Genomic DNA, 21,093 nt, shown 5'->3' on the forward strand with positions numbered 1-21,093 from the left:
CATGGATATCACCCTGAGCAGACCCTCGACCTGGACCGCGCTTCTTCTTCGCCGTGCGCCGCTCACGCTGGGCACCGCGCTGTTGCTGGCCACCGCGCCGGCCATCGCCCAGACGGCGCTGCCGCCCACCGCACCGGATGCGATCCGCTGCCAGGACGACAGCTGCCGCAGCGACGACGGCCTGCTGCTGCGCATCGGCGATGACGATGGCGCGGTGCTGCCGTTGCCGGGCCGCGTTGATCCGCGCGCGGCCAACGCGGTACCGCTGGCACCGGCCACCACGCCGGATGTCGCCGGTCCCGGCGGCCAGTTCATGGCCGAACTGCCCAATGGCGGCGTGGTGTGGGCCACCGAAGACCCCACCATGGTGCCGCCCAGCCTGAGCGTGCAGGCGGCGGCCACGGTGCCGTTCGAAAACGGCCGGGTGATCCGCCCGCTGCGCTTCCACAGCTACAACAACTACGCCTCGTTCATCCAGAAACTGGAGGTGACGCTGTACCGCGGCACCGACACCGACCTGGTCACCCCGCTGGCGCGGATCCCGTTGCCCGCCGATTACGTGGGCGACGCCGAATGGGATGGCACGCTGCCCGAACAGATCAAGCTGCGCACCGGCGATGACCTGATCTACGTGGCCCGCGCCTACGGTGCCGGCGGCGCGTTCGACGAGACGCGCATCCAGCGCATCCAGCTGGTCACCCCGGCCGACTTCGACCGCGGCCTGCAGGTCACCCGCGAGAACGTGCAGAAAACCCTGGGCCAGGCGCTCGACGGCGACAGCGCGCAGGACCTGCAGGTCAGCAACAGCATCTACGGGCAAAGCACGCTGCGCCTGCAGAACATTCCCATCCACGGCTCACGCGTGCGCCTGTATGGGCGCAATCTGGAACCCAACAGCCGGGTGCGCATCAACGGCCAGGACTTCCCGGTGGACCTGGAGCAGAAGTTCGCCGCCGAGTTCCTGGAGCCGGTGGGACAGCACCGCTACGACGTCAGCGTGGAAGCGCGCGATGCCCCTTCGGCGCAACGCCAGCTGGACGTGGATGTGACCGGTCGCTACCTATTCCTGGTGGCCATCGCCGACGTGACGCTGTCCAAGAACAGCGCCAGCGGCAACGTGCAGCCGCTGGCCGCCGACGATCGCGACACCGACGGTTTCCTCAGCGATGGCCGGTTGGCGTTCTATCTGAAGGGCAAGATGCGCGGCAAGTACCTGGTGACCGCGCAGGCCGACACCCAGGACCGCGAGCTGAAGTACCTGTTCCGCGACTTCACCCAGGCCGATGCACAGGACGTGTTCCGCCGCCTCGACCCGGACCTGTATTACCCGGTGTACGGCGACGATTCCACCACCTACCGCGACGTGGATACCCAGGGCCGCTTGTATCTGCGCGTGGACTGGGACCAGAGCCAGGCGCTGTGGGGCAACTACGCCACCGGCATCACCGGCACCGAGTACGGCCAGTACGTGCGCTCGCTGTACGGCGGCGCGTTGAACTGGCGCTCGCTGGAGGCCACGCCGCTGGGCGAGGCGCGTTCGCAGCTGAAGGTGTTCGGGTCCGAAGCGCAGTCGGCACCGGGGCATAGCGAATTCCTCGGCACCGGCGGCAGCCTGTACTACCTGCGCCACACCGATGTGCTGCCCGGTTCGGAGCAGGTGGTGCTGGAAGTGCGCGATCGCACCACCGGGCGCACCGAAACCCGCGCCACCCTGCAGGAGGGCGTGGACTACGAGATCGACGACCTGCAGGGTCGCCTGATCCTGACCCGCCCGCTGGCCCAGCTCACCCGCGAGAACGTTCGCAGCATCACCCGTGACATGCCGCTGGACGGCTACGACCAGTTGCTGCTGGTGGACTACGAATACGTGCCGCTGGGCTTCAGCAGCGACGACGTCACCTACGGTGCGCGCGGCCGCCAGTGGATCGGTGACCACGTGGCGATCGGGGGCACCTGGATCGACGAAAACCGCAGCGGCGAAAACTACAGCCTCAAGGGCGCCGACCTGACCCTGCAGGCCGGGCGCGGTACTTACCTGAAGGTGGAACAGACCCGCACCGATGCGACTGCCGCACCCGTGTTCTATTCGGACAACGGCGGCCTGAGCTTCATCCGCCGCAACCCGTACGAAGGGCGGCGCTCGGGCACGGCCAGCGCGGTGGAAGCGCGCGCCAACCTGCGCGAGCTGGGCTGGACCGCGCAGGACTGGAGCGTGGGCGCGTGGTGGCGCGACGTAGATGCCGGTTTCTCGGTAGCCCGCCAGGACACCGGCCAGCCGATCCAGGAATACGGCGCGGAGTTCCTGGGCTACCTCACCGACGACTTCAGTCTGTACGGCCGCCACACCCGCACCGAGCAGGGCGAGCTGGCCCTGGAGCAGAGCCAGCTCACCGCCGAGTGGCGGCTGGGCAACGACGGCCAGCTCACCGGCGAACTGCGCCGCGTGCGCGAAGAACAGGCGCTGCAGGACGTGTCGGCGATGCTGGCGGCAATCGGCTACCGGCAGCGTTTCGGGTCGTCGTGGGAGCTGTACGGCACCGGCCAGGTGACCCTGGACGATGACGGCGGCGCGTACGAGAAGAACGACCTGCTCACCCTGGGCGCGCGCTACCTGTTCGGCGACCGCAGCAGCGTGGGCGCCGAAGTCAGCGGCGGCAGCCGCGGCAACGGGGCCAAGGTGGATGCCGAGTACCGCATGGCGCCGGACCACAGCCTGTACGGCAGTTACAGCTACAGCACCGACCGCACCGGCACCGACCCGCTGTTCGACACCGGCCTGCAGAGCGGCTGGACGCTGGGCCAGCGCTGGCGCCTGAGCAACCAGGTCAACGTGTACAACGAAAGCCAGTACCTCAAGGACCGCCGCCAGGACAGCGCCGGGCTGGTGCACACCTTCGGCATGGACTTCTATCCCGCGCAGGGCTGGAACCTGGGCTTCACCGTGATGGACGGCGAACTGGATTCCACCGTGGGCCGCATCGACCGCCGCGCATACAGCGTCAGCGGCGGCCGCACCGACGCGGTGGCGCAGTGGAACAGCAAGCTGGAGTACCGCCGCGACAGCGGTGCCGAGCAGCGCGAGCAGTGGGTGACCACCAACCGCCTGCTGTACAAGCTCAACGAAGACTGGCGCTTTGCGCTGCGCGCCAACTACGCCGACACCGACGACCGGATCAATCCGGTGGCCGATGCCAAGCTGGTGGAGACCAACATGGGCTTTGCCTGGCGCCCGCACGACAACACCGGGTGGGCCGGCTTCGGCAAGTTCACCTATCTCTACGACGTGGCCTCGCTGGGCCAGGAAGGCGGCAACCTCTACGACCAGCGCTCGCAGGTGCTGTCGGTGGAGGGCATCCGCCAGCTGGGCGCGCGCTGGGAAGTGGCCGCCAAACTCGCCTCACGCTGGGGCGACTACCGCACCGGCCGCGGCGAAGGCGCCTGGCTGAACAGCCGCGCCGACTTCGCCGCGCTGCAGCTGCGTTACCGCCTGTTCGAGAAGTGGGAAGGGCTGGCCGAGCACCGCTGGCTGAAGGTACGCGACGGTGGCGTCCGCAAGGGCTGGCTGCTGGGCGTGGACCGCCGGGTGGGCGAGAACTTCAAGGTCGGGGTGGGCTACAACTTCACCGAGTTCAGCGACGACATGACCGAGCTGAAGTATGACCAGAAGGGGTTCTTCTTGAATATGGCGGGGTACTACTAGGCTTCGGTGTTGGCTGGCCTGCCACGCATCGGTCTTCGTCATTGTCTGGCCTGCCACGCATGGCGTGGCACTACCGGAGATGGCGGCTTCGGCGGTCGGCTCCGGCCGCCGCTCGTAGAGCCGGGCTCTGCCCGGCTGGGCCACCGACCAACCCGACCCCTTGCCATGCTGCTGGCCGGTTCCGCACCGCCCTGCTCGCCGGGCTGAATGCCTGCCAACACTTTTCGGCTGAATGGGGTAGGGGAACCCAGTCGTTCAGCGGAAATCGACGCTCCGTGGTCGCATTTATTCGATCAAGCTATTGATTTAAAAGGCGTTTGCCGTATTTTTTGACCCTCTCGCCACTGTCATCATTTCGCGGTACGTTATCCGGGTAATCAGTGCCATCGTTGCATGAACAGAACGCTGGAACTTCTTTCCCCTTTAGCAGTCCAAGTTTCAGACTGCTAAGATGAGCCCTATGAGCCAGAACACGTCTACTGCCCTTGTGGCAAACAATCTCCCGATTCCCAGTGCGCTCGGTTCGCTGGACGCCTACATCGGTGCCGTGCACCAGATCCCGGTGCTGTCGGTCGATGACGAGCAGGATTTGGCCCGCCGCTTCCGCGACGAGCTGGACCTGGACGCCGCGCGCGAGCTGGTCCACTCCCACCTGCGCTTCGTGGTGCACGTGGCCCGTGGCTACAACGGCTACGGCCTTGCCCTGGGCGACCTGATCCAGGAAGGCAACATCGGCCTGATGAAGGCGGTGAAGCGCTTCGACCCGGACATGGGCGTACGCCTGGTGTCGTTCGCGGTGCATTGGATCCGTGCGGAAATGCACGAGTTCATCCTGAAGAACTGGCGCATCGTGAAGGTCGCCACCACCAAGGCGCAGCGCAAGCTGTTCTTCAACCTGCGCAAGTCCAAGACCCGTCTGGGCTGGATGAACGCGGCCGAAGTGCGCGCGGTGGCCAAGGATCTGAACGTTTCCGAGCGCGAAGTGCTTGAAATGGAATCGCGCCTGTCCGGCCGCGATATCGGTTTCGATGCGCCCAGCGACGAAGACAACGAAAACGCCCCGCCGTCGCCGGCTGCGTACCTGGTGGCCGACGCGGAAGATCCGTCGATGGCCTACGAGCGTGCCGACAGCGAAGACAACAAGCTGCAGCTGCTGCGCGAAGGCATGGCCGAACTGGATGCGCGTTCGCGCGACATCATCCGCCGTCGCTGGTTGGACGCGGACAGCAAGGTCACCCTGCAGGAGCTGGCCGACGAGTACGGTGTGTCGGCCGAACGCATCCGCCAGGTCGAGGCGAACGCGCTGAAGAAGATGAAGGCGCTGTTTACCGCGTAATGCGGGGCGGCGTTGAGGTGATGAAAGGCCCGGCACTGCCGGGCCTTTTCTTTTCTGGAAGCGTCGGTCCTGTAACGCAACGGCCCGGCAATGCCGGGCCGCTGACGTCACACGCTCCATGCCATGCACGGATCAGCGCGGCCTCACTTCTCCCGCGCGATCGCACGCCAGCCGATGTCGGTGCGGTGGAACTCGTTGTCCCAGGTCACCTTCGCCACGCCGGCATACGCGTTGGCCTGCGCATCGCCCACGCTGTCGCCCAGCGCCGCCACGCACAGCACCCGGCCGCCCGCGCTCACCACCTGGCCCTGCGCGTCCAGCGCCGTGCCTGCATGGAACACCTTGGCCGTGGCTGGCACCGTGTCCAGGCCGTGGATCACATCGCCGCTGATCGGCGTTTCCGGGTAGGGCGCCGCCGCCATCACCACGCCCAGCGACGGGCGCGGATCCCACTGCGCCTGGACCTCGTGCAGGCGTGCGTCGATGGCCGCCTGGACCAGCTCCACCAGGTCCGACTGCAGGCGCAGCATCACCGGCTGCGTTTCCGGGTCGCCGAAGCGCACGTTGAACTCGATCACCTTCGGCGCGCCGTTGGCATCGATCATCAGCCCGGCATAGAGGAAGCCGGTGAACGGAATGCCGTCGGCGATCATGCCCTGCACGGTCGGGTTGACCACCTCGCGCATCACCCGGGCATGCACCGCGTCGGTGACCACCGGGGCCGGCGAGTACGCGCCCATGCCGCCGGTGTTCGGGCCGGTGTCGCCGTCGCCCACGCGCTTGTGGTCCTGCGAGGTCGCCATCGGCAGCGCGGTGGTGCCGTCCACCATGGAAATGAAACTGGCTTCTTCGCCGTCGAGGAACTCCTCGATCACCACGCGCGCGCCGGCGTCGCCGAACGCGTTGCCCGACAGCATGTCGCGCACCGCGTCTTCGGCCTCGGCCAGGGTCATCGCCACGATCACGCCCTTGCCCGCGGCCAGGCCATCGGCCTTGACCACGATCGGTGCGCCCTTCTCGCGGATGTAAGCCAGCGCCGGCTCGATCTCGGTGTGCACCGCATAGAACGCGGTGGGGATGTTGTGGCGGGCCAGGAAGTCCTTGGCGTACGCCTTGCTGCCTTCCAGCTGCGCGGCGGCGGCGGTCGGCCCGAAGATGCGGTGCCCGGCGGCGCGGAAACGGTCCACCACGCCGGCCACAAGCGGCACTTCCGGGCCGACCACGGTCAGGCCGATGCCTTCGGCGGCCACCAGGGCCAACAGCCCGTCCAGGTCGGTGACCTTGACCGGCACGTTGCGGCACTTGGCCTCGGTCGCGGTACCGGCGTTGCCGGGGGCCACGATCACTTCCTCCACCGTCGCGGACTGGGCCAGTTTCCAGGCCAGGGCGTGTTCACGGCCGCCGGCGCCGATGACCAGGATCTTCAATGCAGTTCTCGCGTGTGGGGGCAGGCCCGCGATTTTACGCGGTGTCGGCCGGGCCTGCATTCGCCCCGGCTCAGGGCGTGTCGCAGCCCTCACGTTGCAGCGAGTCGGGCACCGTATACGCCCGTAGCGTCGGGTCGAAGATCAGCCGGTGATACTCTTGGAACGGGCCGGCGCAGTCCTGCCCGGTGCCGCGCACGATGAGCGGCCAGAAGCCGTCCACCGCCTCGTTGCTGCCCAGCTGCGTGCTGAAGTCGATGTTGTAGTGCGCGTCCTCGCACACGGAGCGCTCCGCATCGCAGTCTTGGCTGCCGTCGTTGTCCAGGTGGTCGCGGTAGCTGGCCACCTCGCGCAGGTAGTCGCCGTGCATCGCCACATAGCTGCGGTTGATCCGCGTGGTGCCGCGGCGGGCCCACGGATGGGTGATGATGAAGGCGTCGCGCTGCGGCCCCAGCCCCACGATTCCCACCGTGCCCGGCGCCCCCCACTGGCCGTACTGGGCCTGCAGGCGCTGGGCGATGATGCGGAAGGGCACTTCCAATGCCATCAACTGTTCCACCCCGCTGGTGTCCTTGGGCACGCGCGCATCCTCGCCCACCTGCAGCGCGTACAGGTCGATCCGGCCCGGCTCCACGCTGGCGGCATCCTCCAGCCGCTGGCAGACCGCCAGCAGGGTGCGCGCGCGGCCATCGCGATGCACCGGTTCACGCGCGCACACCTCCCGCGTGACCGGGCGCTGCGCGTCCACCTCGGTGTCTTCCCACTGGTCCTGCCAGGCGCCCTCCAGCCGTGCGCGGCCGCCGTAACGCGCCTGCAGGAAGCCCAGCAGACGTTGCTCGGTGGTGCCGCGCAGGTGGGGCATAGCCTCTATCGGCGCGCTGGTATCGAGCGCCCGTCGCGGCTTGGTGGGGTTGGCCGGTGAGCTGCTGTTGGTGCAGCCGGCCAGCAGCACAAGCAGGGCGGTGGCCAGCGCGGGCCGGTGCGGGCAGGTCACTGCACGGCCCGCGCGCACCATCACTCGCACCCTTCGCGGTTCAATGTATCGGGGAAAGCGTAGGTCCAGGTCTTCGCGTCCAGGGTGAAGCGATGCTCGCGGCGCACCGGGGTGCGGCCACAGCTCATCCCGGTTTCCTCGATCACCAGCGGCCACTGCCGTGCAGCCGGGTCGCGGGCATCGAAGGTGAGGGCGAAATCGAGGTTGAACAGGCGGGCCTGGCAGTCCGGCTCGGCGTCGGCATCGTCGCAGTCGTAGGCACTGCTGTTGTCGATGTGGCTGCGCACGCCACCGGCCTCCACCAGCCCGTTCGGGCCGGGCAGCACCAGCGTCTGGGTGATCAGCGAATAGCCCTGGCCAAACCAGCCGTGCTCGATGCGGAACCCGTAGAAGTCGCTGCCGGCGCGGATGATCTGCACCGTGCCGGGCTGGCCCTGGCTGCCGAAGTTCTGGCCGGTCAGTTCGGCGGCCACGGCGAAACGGTCGGCCTCGGGGCGCAGTACGAAGAAGTCGATCGCGCCCGGGTCCGGGTGCGCGCCGTCCAGCGGCCAGCCGCATACAGCCAGCAGCTGCTGCCAGCTGTCGCCGGTCACTACCGGTTGTTCGGCGCAGACGCGCCAGTCGGTGGGGCGGGTGTCGCCATCCTGGTTCCAGCTGCCACGCCACTGACCGTCCAGTTTCGCGGCCTTGCCATAGCGTTCGGTCAGAAAGGCCTGCAGCCGCGCGGTACGGCTGACGTGGGCCACCGGTGCGGCAGGCGTCTGCGCCGCAACGGGGGCGGCCGGGGTCGCCGGTTCACTGGCCGGGGTGCACCCGGCCAGCGCGGCCGCACTGGCAATGGCCAGCGCGGCGAGGGTCTTCATGTGCTGCGGGGACATCCGTGTCGCTCCAAGGGTCAGTGGCGGAAGTGGCGGACGCCGGTGAACACCATGGCCAGGCCGTGTTCGTCGGCAGCGGCGATCACTTCGTTGTCGCGCATCGAGCCGCCCGGCTGGATCACCGCCTTGATGCCGGCCGCAGCGGCGGCATCGATGCCATCGCGGAACGGGAAGAACGCATCGGAGGCCATCACCGAGCCTTCCACCACCAGGTTCGCGTCGGCCGCCTTGATGCCGGCGATGCGCGCCGAGTACACCCGGCTCATCTGCCCGGCACCCACGCCGATGGTGCGGTTGTCCTTGGCATACACGATGGCGTTGGACTTCACGAACTTGGCCACCTTCCAGGCGAACAGCAGGTCGGCAAACTGCTTGTCGGTGGGGGCCAGCGTGCTCACCACGGTCAGTTCGTCGCGCGCCATGCCACGGTTGTCCGCGCTCTGGATCAGCAGGCCCGAGCCCACGCGCTTGGTGTCGTAGTTGTTGCGGCCCTGCCCATGCGGAATGCGCAGCACGCGCACGTTGGCCTTCTTCTGCGCGTATTCCAGCGCAGCCGGTTCGTAGTCCGGGGCGATCAGCACTTCAACGAACTGGCGGTCCAGGATCACCTTGGCGGTGGCGGCATCCAGCGGCTGGTTGAAGGCGATGATGCCGCCGAAGGCGCTGGTCGGGTCGGTCGCGTAGGCCAACTCGTAGGCATCGCCGTTGCCGGCACCCACGGCCACGCCGCACGGGTTGGCATGCTTGACGATCACGCAGGCCGGCGCGTCGAACTGGCGCACGCATTCCCACGCCGCGTCGGCGTCGGCCAGGTTGTTGTAGCTCAGCTCCTTGCCCTGCAGCTGCTGGAAGGTGGCCAGCGTGCCCGGCACCGGGTACAGGTCGCGGTAGAACGCGCCGCTCTGGTGCGGGTTCTCGCCGTAGCGCAGGTCCATCACCTTCACGAAGCTGGAATTCATCTGCGCCGGGAATTCGCTGCGCACCGGCACCGCCGCATCGCGGGCGGCAACGGCGGACAGGTAGTTGCTGATCGCCGCGTCGTACTGGGCCACGCGGTTGAACGCGGCCACCGAGAAGGCAAAGCGCTTGGCGGCCGACAGCTTGCCGTCGTTGGCGTCCAGTTCGGCCAGCAGCTCGGCGTACTGCGCCGGGTCGGTGGCCACGGCCACGCGCGCGAAGTTCTTCGCGGCCGAGCGCAGCATCGCCGGGCCGCCGATGTCGATGTTCTCCACCGCATCGTCCAGCGTGCAGTCGGCCTTGGCGGTGACCGACTCGAACGGGTACAGGTTCAGCACCAGCAGGTCGATCGCGCCGATGCCGTGTTCGGCCATCACCGCGTCATCCAGCCCGGCACGGCCGAGCAGGCCGCCGTGCACCATCGGGTGCAGGGTCTTGACCCGGCCGTCCATCATTTCCGGGAAGCCGGTGACGTCGGCCACGTCCTTGACGGCCAGGCCCGCCTCGCGGATCGCCTTGGCGGTGCCGCCGGTGGACAGCAGCTCCACGTTGCGCGCCGCCAGGGCGCGGGCCAGGTCGATCAGACCGGTTTTGTCGGAGACGGACAGGAGGGCCCGACGAACGGGCAACAGATCAGCAGTCATGGGGACAGGGCAATCGGCAGCGGAGCGGGGCCAATATTGTAGGCGGTGGGGGCCGGTGGCGGGCGCCGCCCGGCCGATATTGCCCCCGGCAGCCGCATCCGGCACACCGCCCGGCCCCCGCAGGCCGGCGGCGCTGGGGTAGGCTGCGCGCTCTGCCAGGGATTTGCAGGTCCAGAACGTGTCGACAGCAACATGGAAGGGGCCGCTGCTGGCCAGCCTGGTGGTATTCGCCGGGACCGGCACCGCCGTGCAGGCGCAGGACACCGCGCGCGGGGCGGCCGACGCACCGGTGCAGGTCGTGGAGATTGCGGCGCTGCCGGTGGCGGTGGATGCCGCCCACGGGGCCAGCGTGCCGGCCGATGCCGACGGGTCCAGCAGTGACGACCTGGAGCAGCGTGCCTACCGGGCCTACGAAGACCAGGACTGGCCCCAGGCCAGCCGCCTGATCGCGCAGGCCATCGCGCTGGCGCCGGACCAGGCCGGCCTGTACCGCCTGAAGGCCTACATCGCCGCCGCGACCGGCGACGACGCCGGGGTGCTGGCGGCGGCGGAGCAGGCGCTGCAGCGCGATCCGGGCGATGCCGAAAGCCTGCAGCTGCGTGGCAGTGCGCGGGCCAAGGCGGGTGATGCGCAGGGCGCGTTGGCCGACTATGCCGCGGCCTTGCAGGCGGGCTGGCATACCAGCGGCTTCTTTCGCAATTACCTGTACGTGCTCAACCAGCAGCATGCCAACGCGCGGATGCTGGAGGTGCACGCCGCCTACGAAGACGCCTACCGCCGCGACCCTGAAGGCACCGGGCTGCACCCGGACATTCCCTTCCATGCCGCCCAGGCCTACCAGCACCTGGGCCAGCCGCGCCGCGCGCTGGACCTGCTGGACCAGGCCATCGCACAGTTGCCCCAGGTGGCCGGCTACTACGGCAACCGCGCGCTGGCCCAGCACGCGCTGGGCCGCTCCAGCCAGTCGCTGGCCGACGATGCGCGGGCGATGCAGCTGGACCCCACCGAGCCGCTGTATCCCTACAACCGCGGCGTGACCCGGTTGGACCTGGGCGACGCGGCCGGGGCGCTGCAGGACTTCAAGGCGGCCGTAGCGCTGGGCAAGGACGACGCCGATACCTGGCTCAACATCGGCGTGGTCGAGGAGCGGCTGGGCCACACGCGTGAGGCGCTGGCCGCCTATGACCGTGCGTTGGCGAAGGCGCCGGGCAACGCGAAGGCGCTGACCAACCGCCTGTCGCTGCTGGGCAAGGCCGGAAAGGGCGATGCCGCGGCGGTAGCCGCGCAGGCCGCCCACCTGCCCACCGAAAACCAGGCGCAGCTGCTCTTCAACCAGGGCCAGGCGCAGACCCGGGCAGGGCAGTGGCAGGCCGCTGCGGATCTGTTCGCGCAGGCGGTGCGGCTCGACCCCGGCCTGGACACCGCCTGGCTCAACCTCGGTGTGGCGCAGGCCCGGCTGGGGCAGCATCAGCGTGCGCTGGACACCTTCAACGATTACATCCAGCGCGCTCCGCTCAAGACCCTCGGCCTGCTCAACCGCGCCAACGTGCTGCACGAACTGGGCGATGACGGCGCGGCCGAGAAGGACCTGCTGCGTGCCGCCCAGCTGGAGCCGGGCAACCTCGACATCCAGCAGCGCCTGGCCACCCACTACAGCCGCACCGGCCAGACCGACAAGGCGCGGCGCTACTATGCCCAGCTGGTGCAGCTGCCGGGCAACCTGTCGCCCGATGCCTTCATCAACTACGCGGCGATGCTGCTGCAGCTGGGCGATACCCGCGAGGCGGCGGTGGTGGCGGCCAACGGTGTGGCGCGTTTTCCGGACGACTACGGCCTGCGCGTGAACCTGGGCAATGCATTGGGGGACAGCGGCCAGCACCCGCAGGCGGTGGACGCCTACCGCGCGGCGATGCGGCTGCAGCCGGCGCGCCTGGACGCGCACTACAACCTGGGAAACCTGTACCTGCAGCAGCTCAAGCAGCCGCGCAAGGCCGTGCAGGAATACCGCACCGCGTTGAAGCTGCAGGGCGATCCGGAGCTGGACGTTTCGGCCCAGCGCGGACAGCGCATGGACATCCACCTCAACCTGGCCAGCGCGCTGGCCGACACCGGCGATGCGGACGCCGCGCGCCGCGCGCTGCAGGCCGCCATCGATGACGCACCGGACGATTACCGGCCGTGGTTCAACCGCGCCGCGATGGCACTGTCGGCCGGCAACCCGGCGGCGGCCGCGCCGGACTTCGAGGCGGCGTGGGTGCGCCTGGACGCACTGCAACACGCGCAGCCGGCGCAGGCGCAGCCTGACCTGGCGTTGCAGGAACACGCCGGCTACGTGCTGTTCCACCTGGGGCGCACCGGCGAGGCGGCCAGCCGCATGCAGCAGGTGCTGCAGGCGCAGCCGGACAACATCGACGCGCAGCGCAACTATGGCTACATGCTGCTGGACCTGGGCCGGCCACAGGATGCGAAGCGGTTGTTCGACCAGGCCTTCACCCGCGAACCGGACGAGGTGGACGGCTGGCTGGGCATGCTGGCCTGCGCGATGCTGGAGAGCGACCCGGCGCAGCTGGGCCGGCTGAAGCGACAGTTCGAACAGCGCTTCACCACGCGTTACGTGCTCGCCGCAGGTCTGCCGGCGCAGTTGATGCGCAGCGAAGGCTACTGGTACTCCGACCGCTTCCTGCAGCTCTGGCAGCAGCTGCTGGCAGCGGAGTGAGCCGATGCCGTCGGCGGGCGTTTCCCTGCATCGGCGCCGACAGGTAGATTAGCGAACGTCAGGAGGACAGCACGGCATGTCGATCTATGCATTGAAAGGGCGCTTCCAGGATCTGCTGCGCCCGGGCGTACGCGGTCTTTACCGCGCGGGCATCACCGCCAATACGGTCACGGTGTTGGCCGCGGGGGTGTCGTTGCTGGTGGCCGCTGCCGTGTGGCGCTGGGCGCCCCTGCACCCGCTGCTGTATCTGGCCCTGCCGCTGTGGATGCTGCTGCGCATGGCACTCAACGCCGTGGACGGCATGCTGGCCCGGGAATTCGGCCAGCAGTCGCGCCTGGGCGCGTATCTCAACGAGTTGTGCGACATCGTCGCCGACGCCGCGCTCTACCTCAGCCTGCTCAGCGTGCCGGGGGTGAACCCCACCGCGTTGTGGGCGCTGACGTGGATGGCCGCGGTTTGCGAGTACGCTGGCGTCCTGGGCGTGATGGTGGGGGCCAGCCGGCGCTATGACGGGCCGATGGGCAAGAGCGACCGGGCGTTCGTGATCGGCCTGATCGGCGTGCTACTGGCGCCGGGCTGGATCGACGGCGCCATCGTGGGATGGATCGCGTGGGCAGCGGCCGCACTCTGCGTGCTGACCAGCTGGCGGCGCGTTCGACAAGGATTGGCGGAGATCGGCTGACGTGGCCGGATCCCGCCGGATGCACAACGGAGTGATGCATGCGCGCACAGCACCATCTGCAGTTCCACAGTTTTGATGGCCAGCCGCTGTTCTACCGGCATTGGTCGGCCAGCGGGTTGGCTGCCACGCGCCGTGCGGTGGTGCTGCTGCATCGCGGCCATGAGCACTCCGGCCGGGTAGCGCATCTGGTCGATGAGCTGGACCTGCCCGACACCGATGTGTTCGCCTGGGATGCGCGTGGCAATGGCCAGTCGCCGGGCGAGCGCGGCGATGCGCCGGGGTTCGAGGCGCTGGTGCGCGACCTGGACAGCTTCATCGCCCATATCGGCCAGCAGCATGGCATTGCCGTGCAGGACATCGCGATCATCGCCCAGAGCGTGGGCGCGGTGGTCGCCGCCACCTGGGTGCACGACTACGCGCCGCCGCTGCGCGCGCTGGTTCTTGCCTCGCCGGCCTTCAAGGTCAAGCTGTACGTGCCGTTGGCGGTGCCCGGGCTGAAACTGATGCAGAAGCTGCGCGGCAACTTCTTCGTCAACAGCTACGTCAAGCCGCAATGGCTCACCCACGATCCGGAGCGGGTGGAAAGCTACCGCACCGATCCGCTGATCACCCGGCCCATCTCGGTGCGCGTGCTGCTGGGGCTGTACGAGGCCGCCGATCGCGTGGTGGGCGATGCGCAGGCCATCACCGTGCCCACCCAGCTGCTGGTGTCCGGGTCGGACTTCGTGGTGCATCGCGCGCCGCAGGACCGCTTCTACGAGCGGCTGTCCTCGCCGATCAAGGAACGCCACCTGTTGCCGGGCTTCTTCCACGACACCCTGGGCGAGCGCGACCGTGCACCGGCCATCGCGGCCATCCGCCGCTTTGTCAGCGAGCGGTTCGCGCAGCCGCTGGTGCGGCCCAGCCTGCGCGATGCGCACCGGCATGGCCCCACCTTCGACGAGGCGGAAATCCTGTCCTGGCCCCCGCAGCGCAACAGCGCCAAGGACCTGTACTGGCGTTTCACCCGGGCCGGGCTGCGCTTCGGCGGCACGCTGTCGGAGGGCATCGCGCTGGGTCTGGAAAGCGGCTTCGATTCGGGCAGCACGCTGGACTACATCTACCGCGACCAGGCACGTGGGAGCGGCCCGCTGGGCCGCATGATCGACCGCAACTACCTGGACGCGATCGGCTGGCGTGGCATCCGGATCCGCCGCACCCATGTGCGCGAGCTGCTGCAGCTGGCCGCGTTGCATCTGCATGGCGAGGGGCACCCGGTGCGCGTGCTGGACGTGGCCGCCGGGCATGGTCGCTACGTGCTGGATGCACTGGCCCAGGGCGAACAGCGCGCCGATGCGATCACCCTGCGCGACTTCAGCGAACGCAACGTCATCGACGGGCGCAAGCTCATCAGCGAATTCGGTGCCGATGACATCGCCACCTTCGAACAGGGCGATGCGTTCGATGCGGCTTCGCTGGCAGCCCTGCCGGTGGCCCCCACACTGTCCACGGTGTCGGGGCTGTACGAGCTGTTCGCCGACAACGATGCGGTACTGCGCTCGCTGCAGGGCATCGCCGCGGCCATGCGCGAAGGCGGCTACCTGGTGTACACCGGGCAGCCGTGGCACCCGCAGCTGGAGTTCATCGCGCGCGCGCTCACCAGCCACCGCGAAGGCGCGGCCTGGGTGATGCGCCGGCGTACCCAGCAGGAAATGGATGAACTGGTGCGCCTGGCCGGGTTCGAGAAGGTCACCCAGCGCATCGACCGCTTCGGCATCTTCACCGTGTCGCTGGCGCGCCGGGTGCTGCCGTGACCGAGGGCGTGCGGCCCTGGCGCCGCGCCCTGCTGTGGCTGGCCTTGCTGGGGCCGTTCTTCTTCCTCAGCTATGGCCTGGCCAATGCGATGGCCGGGCGCCTGTCCTACGTGCCCTCCATCGTGTTCGACTGGGAAGCGGCCATTCCGTTCCAGCCGTGGACCATCGTGCCGTACTGGTCCATCGACCTGTTCTACGTGGCCTCGTTCTTCATCTGCACCCAGCGCGCCGAACTGGACATGCATGCGCGCCGGCTGCTCACCGCGCAGTTGCTGTCGGTGGCCTGTTTCCTGCTCTGGCCGCTGCGCTTCAGCCTGGAGCGACCGGAAACGACCGGCGTGTTCGGCTGGCTGTTCGACGTGCTGCTGGGCTTCGACAAACCGTTCAACCAGGCCCCCTCGCTGCACATCGTGCTGCTGGTGGTGCTGTGGGTGCGCTTCCAGCAGCACCTGCGCGGGTGGTGGCGTGCGGCCCTGCACGTGTGGTTTGCGTTGATCGGCATTTCGGTGCTGACCACTTGGCAGCATCACTTCGTGGACGTGCCCACCGGCGTGGCCGTGGGCTGGCTGTGCGTGTGGCTGTGGCCGGCGCACGGCCGCTCGCCGTTGGCCCACTGGCAGTGGGCGCAGGACGGCACGCGTTGGCGGCTGGCGATGCTGTACGGATTGGGCAGCGCGCTGTGCGCGTCGCTGGCGCTGACCTTCAGTGGCTGGGTGCTGTGGCTGGGCTGGCCGGCGGTGTCCCTGGCGCTGGTGGCGCTGGGCTACGCCGCGTTGGGCACGGCGGTGTTCCAGAAGCAGGAAGACGGCCGGCTGAGCATGGCCGCGCGCTGGCTGCTGGCGCCGTACCTGCTGGCGGCCTGGTTGAACTCGCGCTGGTGGACCCGGCGCGCGCCACAGCCGCAACTGGTGATCGACGGCGTGTGGCTCGGACGCATGCCGGCGGCCGGGGCATCCTTGCCGATGTCCACCGTGGTGGACGTGTGTGCCGAGCTGCCCTTCGCGGGGCAGGTGCGGCACTACCGCAGCGTGCCGATGCTGGACCTGGCCACCCCCACCGCGCACGACCTGCAGCGTGCTGCCGAGGCCATTGCACACGGGCATCGCCGTGGCGAGGTGCTGGTGTGCTGCGCGCTGGGGTATTCGCGCAGTGCGGCGGCCGTGGCCACCTGGCTGTGCCGCAGCGGACACGCCGACAGTGCCGACGCGGCGATCCGCCTGCTGCAGCTGGATTGCCCGCATATCGTGCTGCATGACCGGCACCGCGATGCAATTGAACAGGCCGTGCGCGATGCCGCCGCGGCCAACGGAAGCACACAGGTGAGCGCATGAGCATGCTGTTCCAGTTGCGGGTGATGACCGCGGTGCTGCGCCAGGCCCGCATGGCCACCGGCATCTCGGTGCTGCTCGCAGGCGCGGCGCTGGCACTGCTGTGCCTGTCGATGCCGCCGCTGGTGGTGGCAGTGCCTGCGTTGGTATCGCTGCTGGCTGGTGCGGTGCAGGCGTACTACGCCGCCCGGGTCAGCTTCGATGCGGCGTTGCTGGAGGCATTGCAGGTCAGCCATCCCGACGCCGCACCCGGGGTGATCGATGACGTGCTGCAGAAGCTGGGGCTGCGCGAAGCGTCCACCGCCACGCGGGGTTGGCAACCGCGCTGGCAGGGCATGCGCCGCCTGCTGCGCTGGCAGCTGCTGGCGCTCGGCGCGCAGGCGGTGTGCCTGCTGGGCGCGCTGGTCCTGAAGACGTTGCCGTGATGCCACCACCGCCCCTCGCAAGGACGCCTGCCCATGTTTGCTGACCTCATCGCGCGCGGCTGCAGCTTCGCCATCCGCGCGCTCACCGGGGCGCGCGCGCTGTGGCAGGGCTGCGCCCCGTCCAGCGACCACCGCGTGTACTACGGCAACCATGCCAGCCACGGGGATTTCGTGCTGATCTGGTCGGCGCTGCCGATCACCCTGCGCCGCCAGGTGCGACCGGTGGCGGCGGCCGACTACTGGCAGCGCGATGGCCTGCGCCGCTATCTGATCCACGCGGTGTTCAACGGCGTGCTGATCGAGCGCGATGCAACCAAACGCACTGAAGACCCGATCGCCTGCCTGTGCCAGGCCGTGGATGAAGGCAATTCGCTGATCCTCTTCCCCGAAGGCACGCGCAATCCCGACGAGGGCGTGCTGCCGTTCAAGAGCGGCATCTACCACCTGGCCCGGCAGCGTCCGGAACTGGAGTTCGTGCCGGTGTGGATCGACAACCTCAAGCGGGTGATGCCCAAGGGCCGCTGGCTGCCGCTGCCGCTGCTGTGCACCACCACCTTCGGCGAGCCGCTGCGGCTGAAGGCCGATGAAGACAAGGACCGCTTCCTGGAGCGCGCGCGGCTGTCGCTGATGGCGCTGGACCCGCAGCCGCGCAGGGAGCGCGCATGACCATCTGGCTCTCGACACTGGCCACCGACGTGGCGCAGTTGTCCACGCACGCGCAGACGCGCCTGCTGTTTGCCGGCATTGCGGCGGTGCTGGTGGTGGCCACGCTCATCGCCGAAACCCTGCGCTGGCGCGCGCGGCATGCGCCCAGCAGCGTGTTGGCCAACCTGGTGTCGCGGATCCGCGCGTGGTGGGTGATGGCGGCCGTGGTCGCGCTGGCGTTTTTCTTCGGGCGAACCGGCGTGGTGCTGCTGTTCGCGCTGGTGTCGTTGTTCGCGCTGCGCGAGTTCATCACGCTCACCCCCACCCGTGCCGGCGATTACTACGCGCTGCTGGCCGCGTTCTATGTGGTGCTGCCGTGGCAGTACTGGCTGGTGTGGACCGACTGGTACGGCATGTACACCTTGCTGATTCCGGTCTACGCGTTCCTGTTCCTGCCGATCCTGGCCACCATCGGTGGCGACACCACCGACTACCTGGAGCGGACGTCCAAGGTGCAGTGGGGGTTGATGATCTGCGTGTTCTGCATCTCGCACGTACCGGCGCTGCTGAACCTCAAGCTGGCCGGGGTGGACCCGGCGCGCAACCTGCTGCTGTTCGCGTTCCTGGTGATCGTGGTGCAGTCCTCGGACGTACTGCAGTACATCTGGGGCAAGCTGATCGGCAAGCACCTGATCGCGCCGAAGCTGTCGCCGTCCAAGACCGTGGAAGGCTTCATCGGCGGCGTGCTGTCGGCCAGTGCACTGGGCGCGGCGCTGTGGTGGCTGACCCCGTTCACGCCGTGGCAGGCGTTCGGCATGTCGCTGGCAGTCAACCTGATGGGCTTCTGGGGCGGCCTGGTGATGTCGGCGATCAAGCGCGATCGCGGCATCAAGGACTGGGGTCACATGATCGAAGGCCACGGCGGCATGCTCGACCGGCTGGATTCGGTGTGCTTCGCCGCGCCGGTGTTCTTCCACCTGGTGCGGTATTTCTGGAGCGCGTGACCCGTACCGACACCGAACCGGTAGGCATCGACCGTTGGTCGATGTACGTCAGCAACCGTGGCGCATGACCCGAACCGGTAGGCATCGACCGTTGGCCGATGCACGTCAGCAACCGTAGCGCATGACCCAAACCGGTAGGCATCGACCGTTGGTCGATGCACGGCATCAGGTGGCGATGCCGTATTCCTTCAGCTTCTTGCGCAGCGTGGCGCGGTGGATGCCCAGCATGGCCGCGGCGCGGCTCTGGTTGCCTTCGCAGTGGTTGAGCACTTCCACGAACAACGGGATTTCCATTTCGCGCAGCACGATCTCGTACACATCGTCGGCATCGCAGCCATCCAGGTCGCGCAGGTAGCGTCGGACCGATTGGGCCACGTGTTCGCGCAGCGGTGGCTTCGGCGCGCCACGACTATTGTCAGGACGAGAAAGGACAGCGTTCAAGGAGGTTCCCGGTGCAGATGCCGGGGCGGACAGCAGCCCCGGTCGGAGAATTGTAGGGGGCCAGTCTAGCGCGTGCGTGGGCAGCCCGCCACGCTCGACGCGCCAGGCACGGTTACTGGAACTCGAAGGTGAATGCGACGGTGGAGGCGGCGGGCTCGCGTACGCGGAACGCAATCTGTGCACTTTGGCCGGGGTCCAATACGCTGTTGGCGTCAAGCGAACGGTCCAGGTAATCGTGCGGGGCAAACACCCCGGTGCCGATCACGCGCCCATCGGCATCGGACAACGACAGCCGCAGCGCCGGCCAGGCCTGGGCCCAGCGCGCATCGTTGCGGAAGCTGGCCTGCACCTGCAGTGCACCGGGCTGGCCCGGCACCGGACGCACGTCGCGGCTGATCATGCTGAACGCCGCCGGCTCCTGCCACGCAGGCAACGTGCAGCGCAGCACGCTGCACAGCCCGGCAATCCACGGCCGGCTGCCGGCATCGGCGGCCAACCGCGCGCGGTCGGCCACGGCAATCTGCAGCACCAGCAACAGCACCAGCCCGGCCAGGACGCTCCATTGCCAGCGCGGGGTGTGCAGGCGTGCGGCGCGCAACCGCATGAAGCTGGGTGCGGCGGCGCTGCCTGCGCCGATCGCCGGTGCAGGCACGTCCATGCTGCCGTCGTCGTCGGTCGCATCCTGCTGCGGCATCGGGTCGCCGGCAGCGGCGTGCACGGTGTCATCGTCGGTGTTGGCCGTCGCGTGCGTCGGTTGCCGTTGCGCTACGTCCGCCACGGGCGGCTCACGGTCATCGCGTTCGGCCGGCGGCGGATCGAACACCGCTATCTCAGGCGGCCTGATCTGCGCAGGCGTCTCACGCAACGCGCCGTCCGTGGCCGGTGGTGCGTCGTCCGGCAGCGGCCGCTCGCGCGGCGCATCGTCCGGGCTGGCGCGCAGGAAGGTGGCCAGCGGGCGGCGGGGTGGCGGGGTAGGCTCGGTCATCGATTCGGGGCCGGGCGGCAGGGTCGCGCCCATTCAAGCACGTTCACGCCAGCTCAGGCGCGGCGCACGCCGGTGATGCGCATCCAGTCTTCGTCCTGGGCGGTTTCCAGCTGCTCGAACCACGGCGCATAGCGCACCAGCAACTCGTCTTCCTGGCCATGCAGGATGCCCGACAACGCGATGCGCCCACCGGGGGCCACGCGTGCGGCCAGTACATCGGCCAGGGCATCCAGTGCCGAGGCCAGGATGTTGGCCACCACCACCGGGTAGGTAGCCGGCGGCTCGTCGTGCGGCAGGTAGACCTGCAGGCGATCTTCCAGGCCATTGCGCTGCGCGTTGTCGCCGGTGGCGATCACCGCCTGCGGGTCGTTGTCCACGCCCACGGCACGCGCCGCGCCCAGCTTCAATGCCGCCAGCGCCAGGATGCCCGAGCCGCAGCCGAAATCGAGCACGGTCTGGCCGTCCAGCACGCCCTCGGCGGCCAGGCTGTCCAGCCAGCGCAGGCACAGCGCGGTGGTGGGGTGGGTGCCCGAGCCGAACGCCAGGCCCGGGTCGAGACGGATCACGGCGGCATCGTCGGCCTGCGCGGCCTCGGGCAGGTCGTGGTTCCACGGCACGATCCAGGTGCGCTCGCCGAACGCCATCGGCTGGAACTGGTCCAGCCATGCGCGCTCCCAGTCTTCATCGGCCACCGCACGGAAGCTGGCATCGGACCAGTCCAGGCCCGGGTCGAAAGCCTCCAGCGCGGCCAGCAGCGCCAGTGCGTTGGTCTCGGCCGCGAACAGGGCGGTGAGTACCAGGTCGTTCCACAGCGGGGTTTCGCCCACGCCCGGTTCCAGGATGGCGCGCTCGTTGCTGGTATCGGCATCGGCGTCGAGCAGGGTCACCGCCAGCGCGCCGACATCGTCCAGCGCATTTTCGTAGCGGGGCTGGGTGGATTCGCTGCAGCGGAGGGTGAGTTCCAGGAACGGCATGGGAAGAATTACCTGCGGAAAACCGTGAATGCTAGACCATTGTGGGGGCCTGCGGCCCGTGGCGCGCCCTTGGTCAGTCTCGCGCGGTGGCGAGAATGCAACCGCCACGCAGTTCAGACACGGCCCGGAGGGCTTGCTAAACTTGGCGTTCCGCTGCCCTACGGGCA

Annotated in this window: 16 protein-coding genes; 9 read left to right on the forward strand and 7 right to left on the reverse strand. The window is 68.7% G+C overall.

Features of this window, described 5'->3' with window-relative positions:
• Window position 1: 1 nt before the first annotated feature.
• Complete coding sequence (locus AC1DCJ_RS05390) at window positions 2-3,700, forward strand: TonB-dependent receptor (protein WP_478070302.1); 3,699 nt, start codon at window positions 2-4, stop codon at window positions 3,698-3,700.
• 460 nt (window positions 3,701-4,160) lie between these two features.
• The gene (gene rpoH, locus AC1DCJ_RS05395) at window positions 4,161-5,036 is read left to right on the forward strand and encodes an RNA polymerase sigma factor RpoH (protein WP_038685839.1); all 876 of its coding nucleotides are present in this window, start codon (window positions 4,161-4,163) and stop codon (window positions 5,034-5,036) included.
• Between the two features lie 143 nt (window positions 5,037-5,179).
• Here rpoH and purD read toward each other — a convergent pair whose 3' ends face one another.
• The 4 genes from purD to purH form a co-directional block, all read right to left on the reverse strand.
• Window positions 5,180-6,463: a phosphoribosylamine--glycine ligase gene (purD, locus tag AC1DCJ_RS05400; RefSeq protein WP_448136632.1), complete on the reverse strand. Its 1,284-nt coding sequence runs from the start codon at window positions 6,461-6,463 to the stop codon at window positions 5,180-5,182.
• 70 nt (window positions 6,464-6,533) lie between these two features.
• On the reverse strand, window positions 6,534-7,475 hold the full coding sequence (locus AC1DCJ_RS05405; RefSeq protein WP_478070303.1) for a hypothetical protein: 942 nt from the start codon (window positions 7,473-7,475) through the stop codon (window positions 6,534-6,536).
• Window positions 7,475-8,332, reverse strand: coding sequence for a hypothetical protein (locus AC1DCJ_RS05410; RefSeq protein WP_478070304.1), 858 nt, complete (start codon window positions 8,330-8,332; stop codon window positions 7,475-7,477). Before AC1DCJ_RS05410 ends, AC1DCJ_RS05405 begins: the two co-directional genes overlap by 1 nt.
• 17 nt (window positions 8,333-8,349) lie before the next feature.
• A complete protein-coding gene (gene purH / locus AC1DCJ_RS05415; RefSeq protein ID WP_478070305.1) occupies window positions 8,350-9,933 on the reverse strand; it encodes a bifunctional phosphoribosylaminoimidazolecarboxamide formyltransferase/IMP cyclohydrolase in 1,584 nt (527 codons plus the stop codon).
• Between the two features lie 178 nt (window positions 9,934-10,111).
• On the opposite strand from purH, the gene AC1DCJ_RS05420 reads away from it, so the two are divergent.
• The 7 genes from AC1DCJ_RS05420 to AC1DCJ_RS05450 all read left to right on the forward strand — a co-directional run bounded on the left by AC1DCJ_RS05420 (window position 10,112) and on the right by AC1DCJ_RS05450 (window position 18,526).
• A complete protein-coding gene (locus AC1DCJ_RS05420) occupies window positions 10,112-12,649 on the forward strand; it encodes a tetratricopeptide repeat protein (RefSeq protein WP_478070306.1) in 2,538 nt (845 codons plus the stop codon).
• A 76-nt stretch (window positions 12,650-12,725) separates the two neighbouring features.
• Window positions 12,726-13,331 carry a CDP-alcohol phosphatidyltransferase family protein gene (locus AC1DCJ_RS05425; protein WP_137190563.1) on the forward strand — a complete coding sequence of 202 codons (606 nt, stop codon included), beginning with the start codon at window positions 12,726-12,728 and terminating at the stop codon, window positions 13,329-13,331.
• A gap of 38 nt (window positions 13,332-13,369) precedes the next feature.
• A complete protein-coding gene (locus AC1DCJ_RS05430; RefSeq protein ID WP_478070307.1) occupies window positions 13,370-15,124 on the forward strand; it encodes a bifunctional alpha/beta hydrolase/class I SAM-dependent methyltransferase in 1,755 nt (584 codons plus the stop codon).
• On the forward strand, window positions 15,121-16,455 hold the full coding sequence (locus tag AC1DCJ_RS05435) for a phosphatase PAP2/dual specificity phosphatase family protein (RefSeq protein ID WP_478070308.1): 1,335 nt from the start codon (window positions 15,121-15,123) through the stop codon (window positions 16,453-16,455). The genes AC1DCJ_RS05430 and AC1DCJ_RS05435 overlap by 4 nt, the downstream gene beginning before the upstream one ends.
• Window positions 16,452-16,877 (forward strand): hypothetical protein, encoded by a 426-nt coding sequence (locus AC1DCJ_RS05440; RefSeq protein WP_478070309.1) that lies wholly within the window; start codon window positions 16,452-16,454, stop codon window positions 16,875-16,877. Before AC1DCJ_RS05435 ends, AC1DCJ_RS05440 begins: the two co-directional genes overlap by 4 nt.
• A 33-nt stretch (window positions 16,878-16,910) precedes the next feature.
• Complete coding sequence (locus AC1DCJ_RS05445) at window positions 16,911-17,543, forward strand: lysophospholipid acyltransferase family protein (protein WP_038685849.1); 633 nt, start codon at window positions 16,911-16,913, stop codon at window positions 17,541-17,543.
• Complete coding sequence (locus tag AC1DCJ_RS05450; RefSeq protein WP_478070310.1) at window positions 17,540-18,526, forward strand: phosphatidate cytidylyltransferase; 987 nt, start codon at window positions 17,540-17,542, stop codon at window positions 18,524-18,526. Before AC1DCJ_RS05445 ends, AC1DCJ_RS05450 begins: the two co-directional genes overlap by 4 nt.
• Before the next feature lie 165 nt (window positions 18,527-18,691).
• On the opposite strand, the gene fis is transcribed toward AC1DCJ_RS05450, so the two are convergent.
• The 3 genes from fis to prmA all read right to left on the reverse strand — a co-directional run bounded on the left by fis (window position 18,692) and on the right by prmA (window position 20,926).
• A complete protein-coding gene (fis, locus tag AC1DCJ_RS05455) occupies window positions 18,692-18,967 on the reverse strand; it encodes a DNA-binding transcriptional regulator Fis (protein WP_038685853.1) in 276 nt (91 codons plus the stop codon).
• A gap of 112 nt (window positions 18,968-19,079) precedes the next feature.
• The gene (locus tag AC1DCJ_RS05460; RefSeq protein ID WP_478070395.1) at window positions 19,080-19,952 is read right to left on the reverse strand and encodes a DUF3426 domain-containing protein; all 873 of its coding nucleotides are present in this window, start codon (window positions 19,950-19,952) and stop codon (window positions 19,080-19,082) included.
• A gap of 53 nt (window positions 19,953-20,005) precedes the next feature.
• Window positions 20,006-20,926 carry a 50S ribosomal protein L11 methyltransferase gene (gene prmA, locus AC1DCJ_RS05465; protein ID WP_137190559.1) on the reverse strand — a complete coding sequence of 307 codons (921 nt, stop codon included), beginning with the start codon at window positions 20,924-20,926 and terminating at the stop codon, window positions 20,006-20,008.
• Window positions 20,927-21,093 lie beyond the last annotated feature (167 nt).

This window comes from Stenotrophomonas sp. 10N36, from assembly GCF_056395005.1.

Excerpts from the sequence above, each read along its gene's own strand:
- AC1DCJ_RS05430 (WP_478070307.1), top strand. The coding sequence starts at position 13,370 with ATGCGCGCACAGCACCATCTGCAGTTCCACAGTTTTGATGGCCAGCCG.
- prmA (WP_137190559.1), bottom strand. The coding sequence starts at position 20,926 with ATGCCGTTCCTGGAACTCACCCTCCGCTGCAGCGAATCCACCCAGCCC.
- purH (WP_478070305.1), bottom strand. The coding sequence starts at position 9,933 with ATGACTGCTGATCTGTTGCCCGTTCGTCGGGCCCTCCTGTCCGTCTCC.
- AC1DCJ_RS05450 (WP_478070310.1), top strand. The coding sequence starts at position 17,540 with ATGACCATCTGGCTCTCGACACTGGCCACCGACGTGGCGCAGTTGTCC.
- AC1DCJ_RS05405 (WP_478070303.1), bottom strand. The coding sequence starts at position 7,475 with ATGGTGCGCGCGGGCCGTGCAGTGACCTGCCCGCACCGGCCCGCGCTG.
- rpoH (WP_038685839.1), top strand. The coding sequence starts at position 4,161 with ATGAGCCAGAACACGTCTACTGCCCTTGTGGCAAACAATCTCCCGATT.
- AC1DCJ_RS05460 (WP_478070395.1), bottom strand. The coding sequence starts at position 19,952 with ATGACCGAGCCTACCCCGCCACCCCGCCGCCCGCTGGCCACCTTCCTG.
- AC1DCJ_RS05440 (WP_478070309.1), top strand. The coding sequence starts at position 16,452 with ATGAGCATGCTGTTCCAGTTGCGGGTGATGACCGCGGTGCTGCGCCAG.
- AC1DCJ_RS05390 (WP_478070302.1), top strand. The coding sequence starts at position 2 with ATGGATATCACCCTGAGCAGACCCTCGACCTGGACCGCGCTTCTTCTT.
- AC1DCJ_RS05445 (WP_038685849.1), top strand. The coding sequence starts at position 16,911 with ATGTTTGCTGACCTCATCGCGCGCGGCTGCAGCTTCGCCATCCGCGCG.
- AC1DCJ_RS05425 (WP_137190563.1), top strand. The coding sequence starts at position 12,726 with ATGTCGATCTATGCATTGAAAGGGCGCTTCCAGGATCTGCTGCGCCCG.
- AC1DCJ_RS05410 (WP_478070304.1), bottom strand. The coding sequence starts at position 8,332 with ATGTCCCCGCAGCACATGAAGACCCTCGCCGCGCTGGCCATTGCCAGT.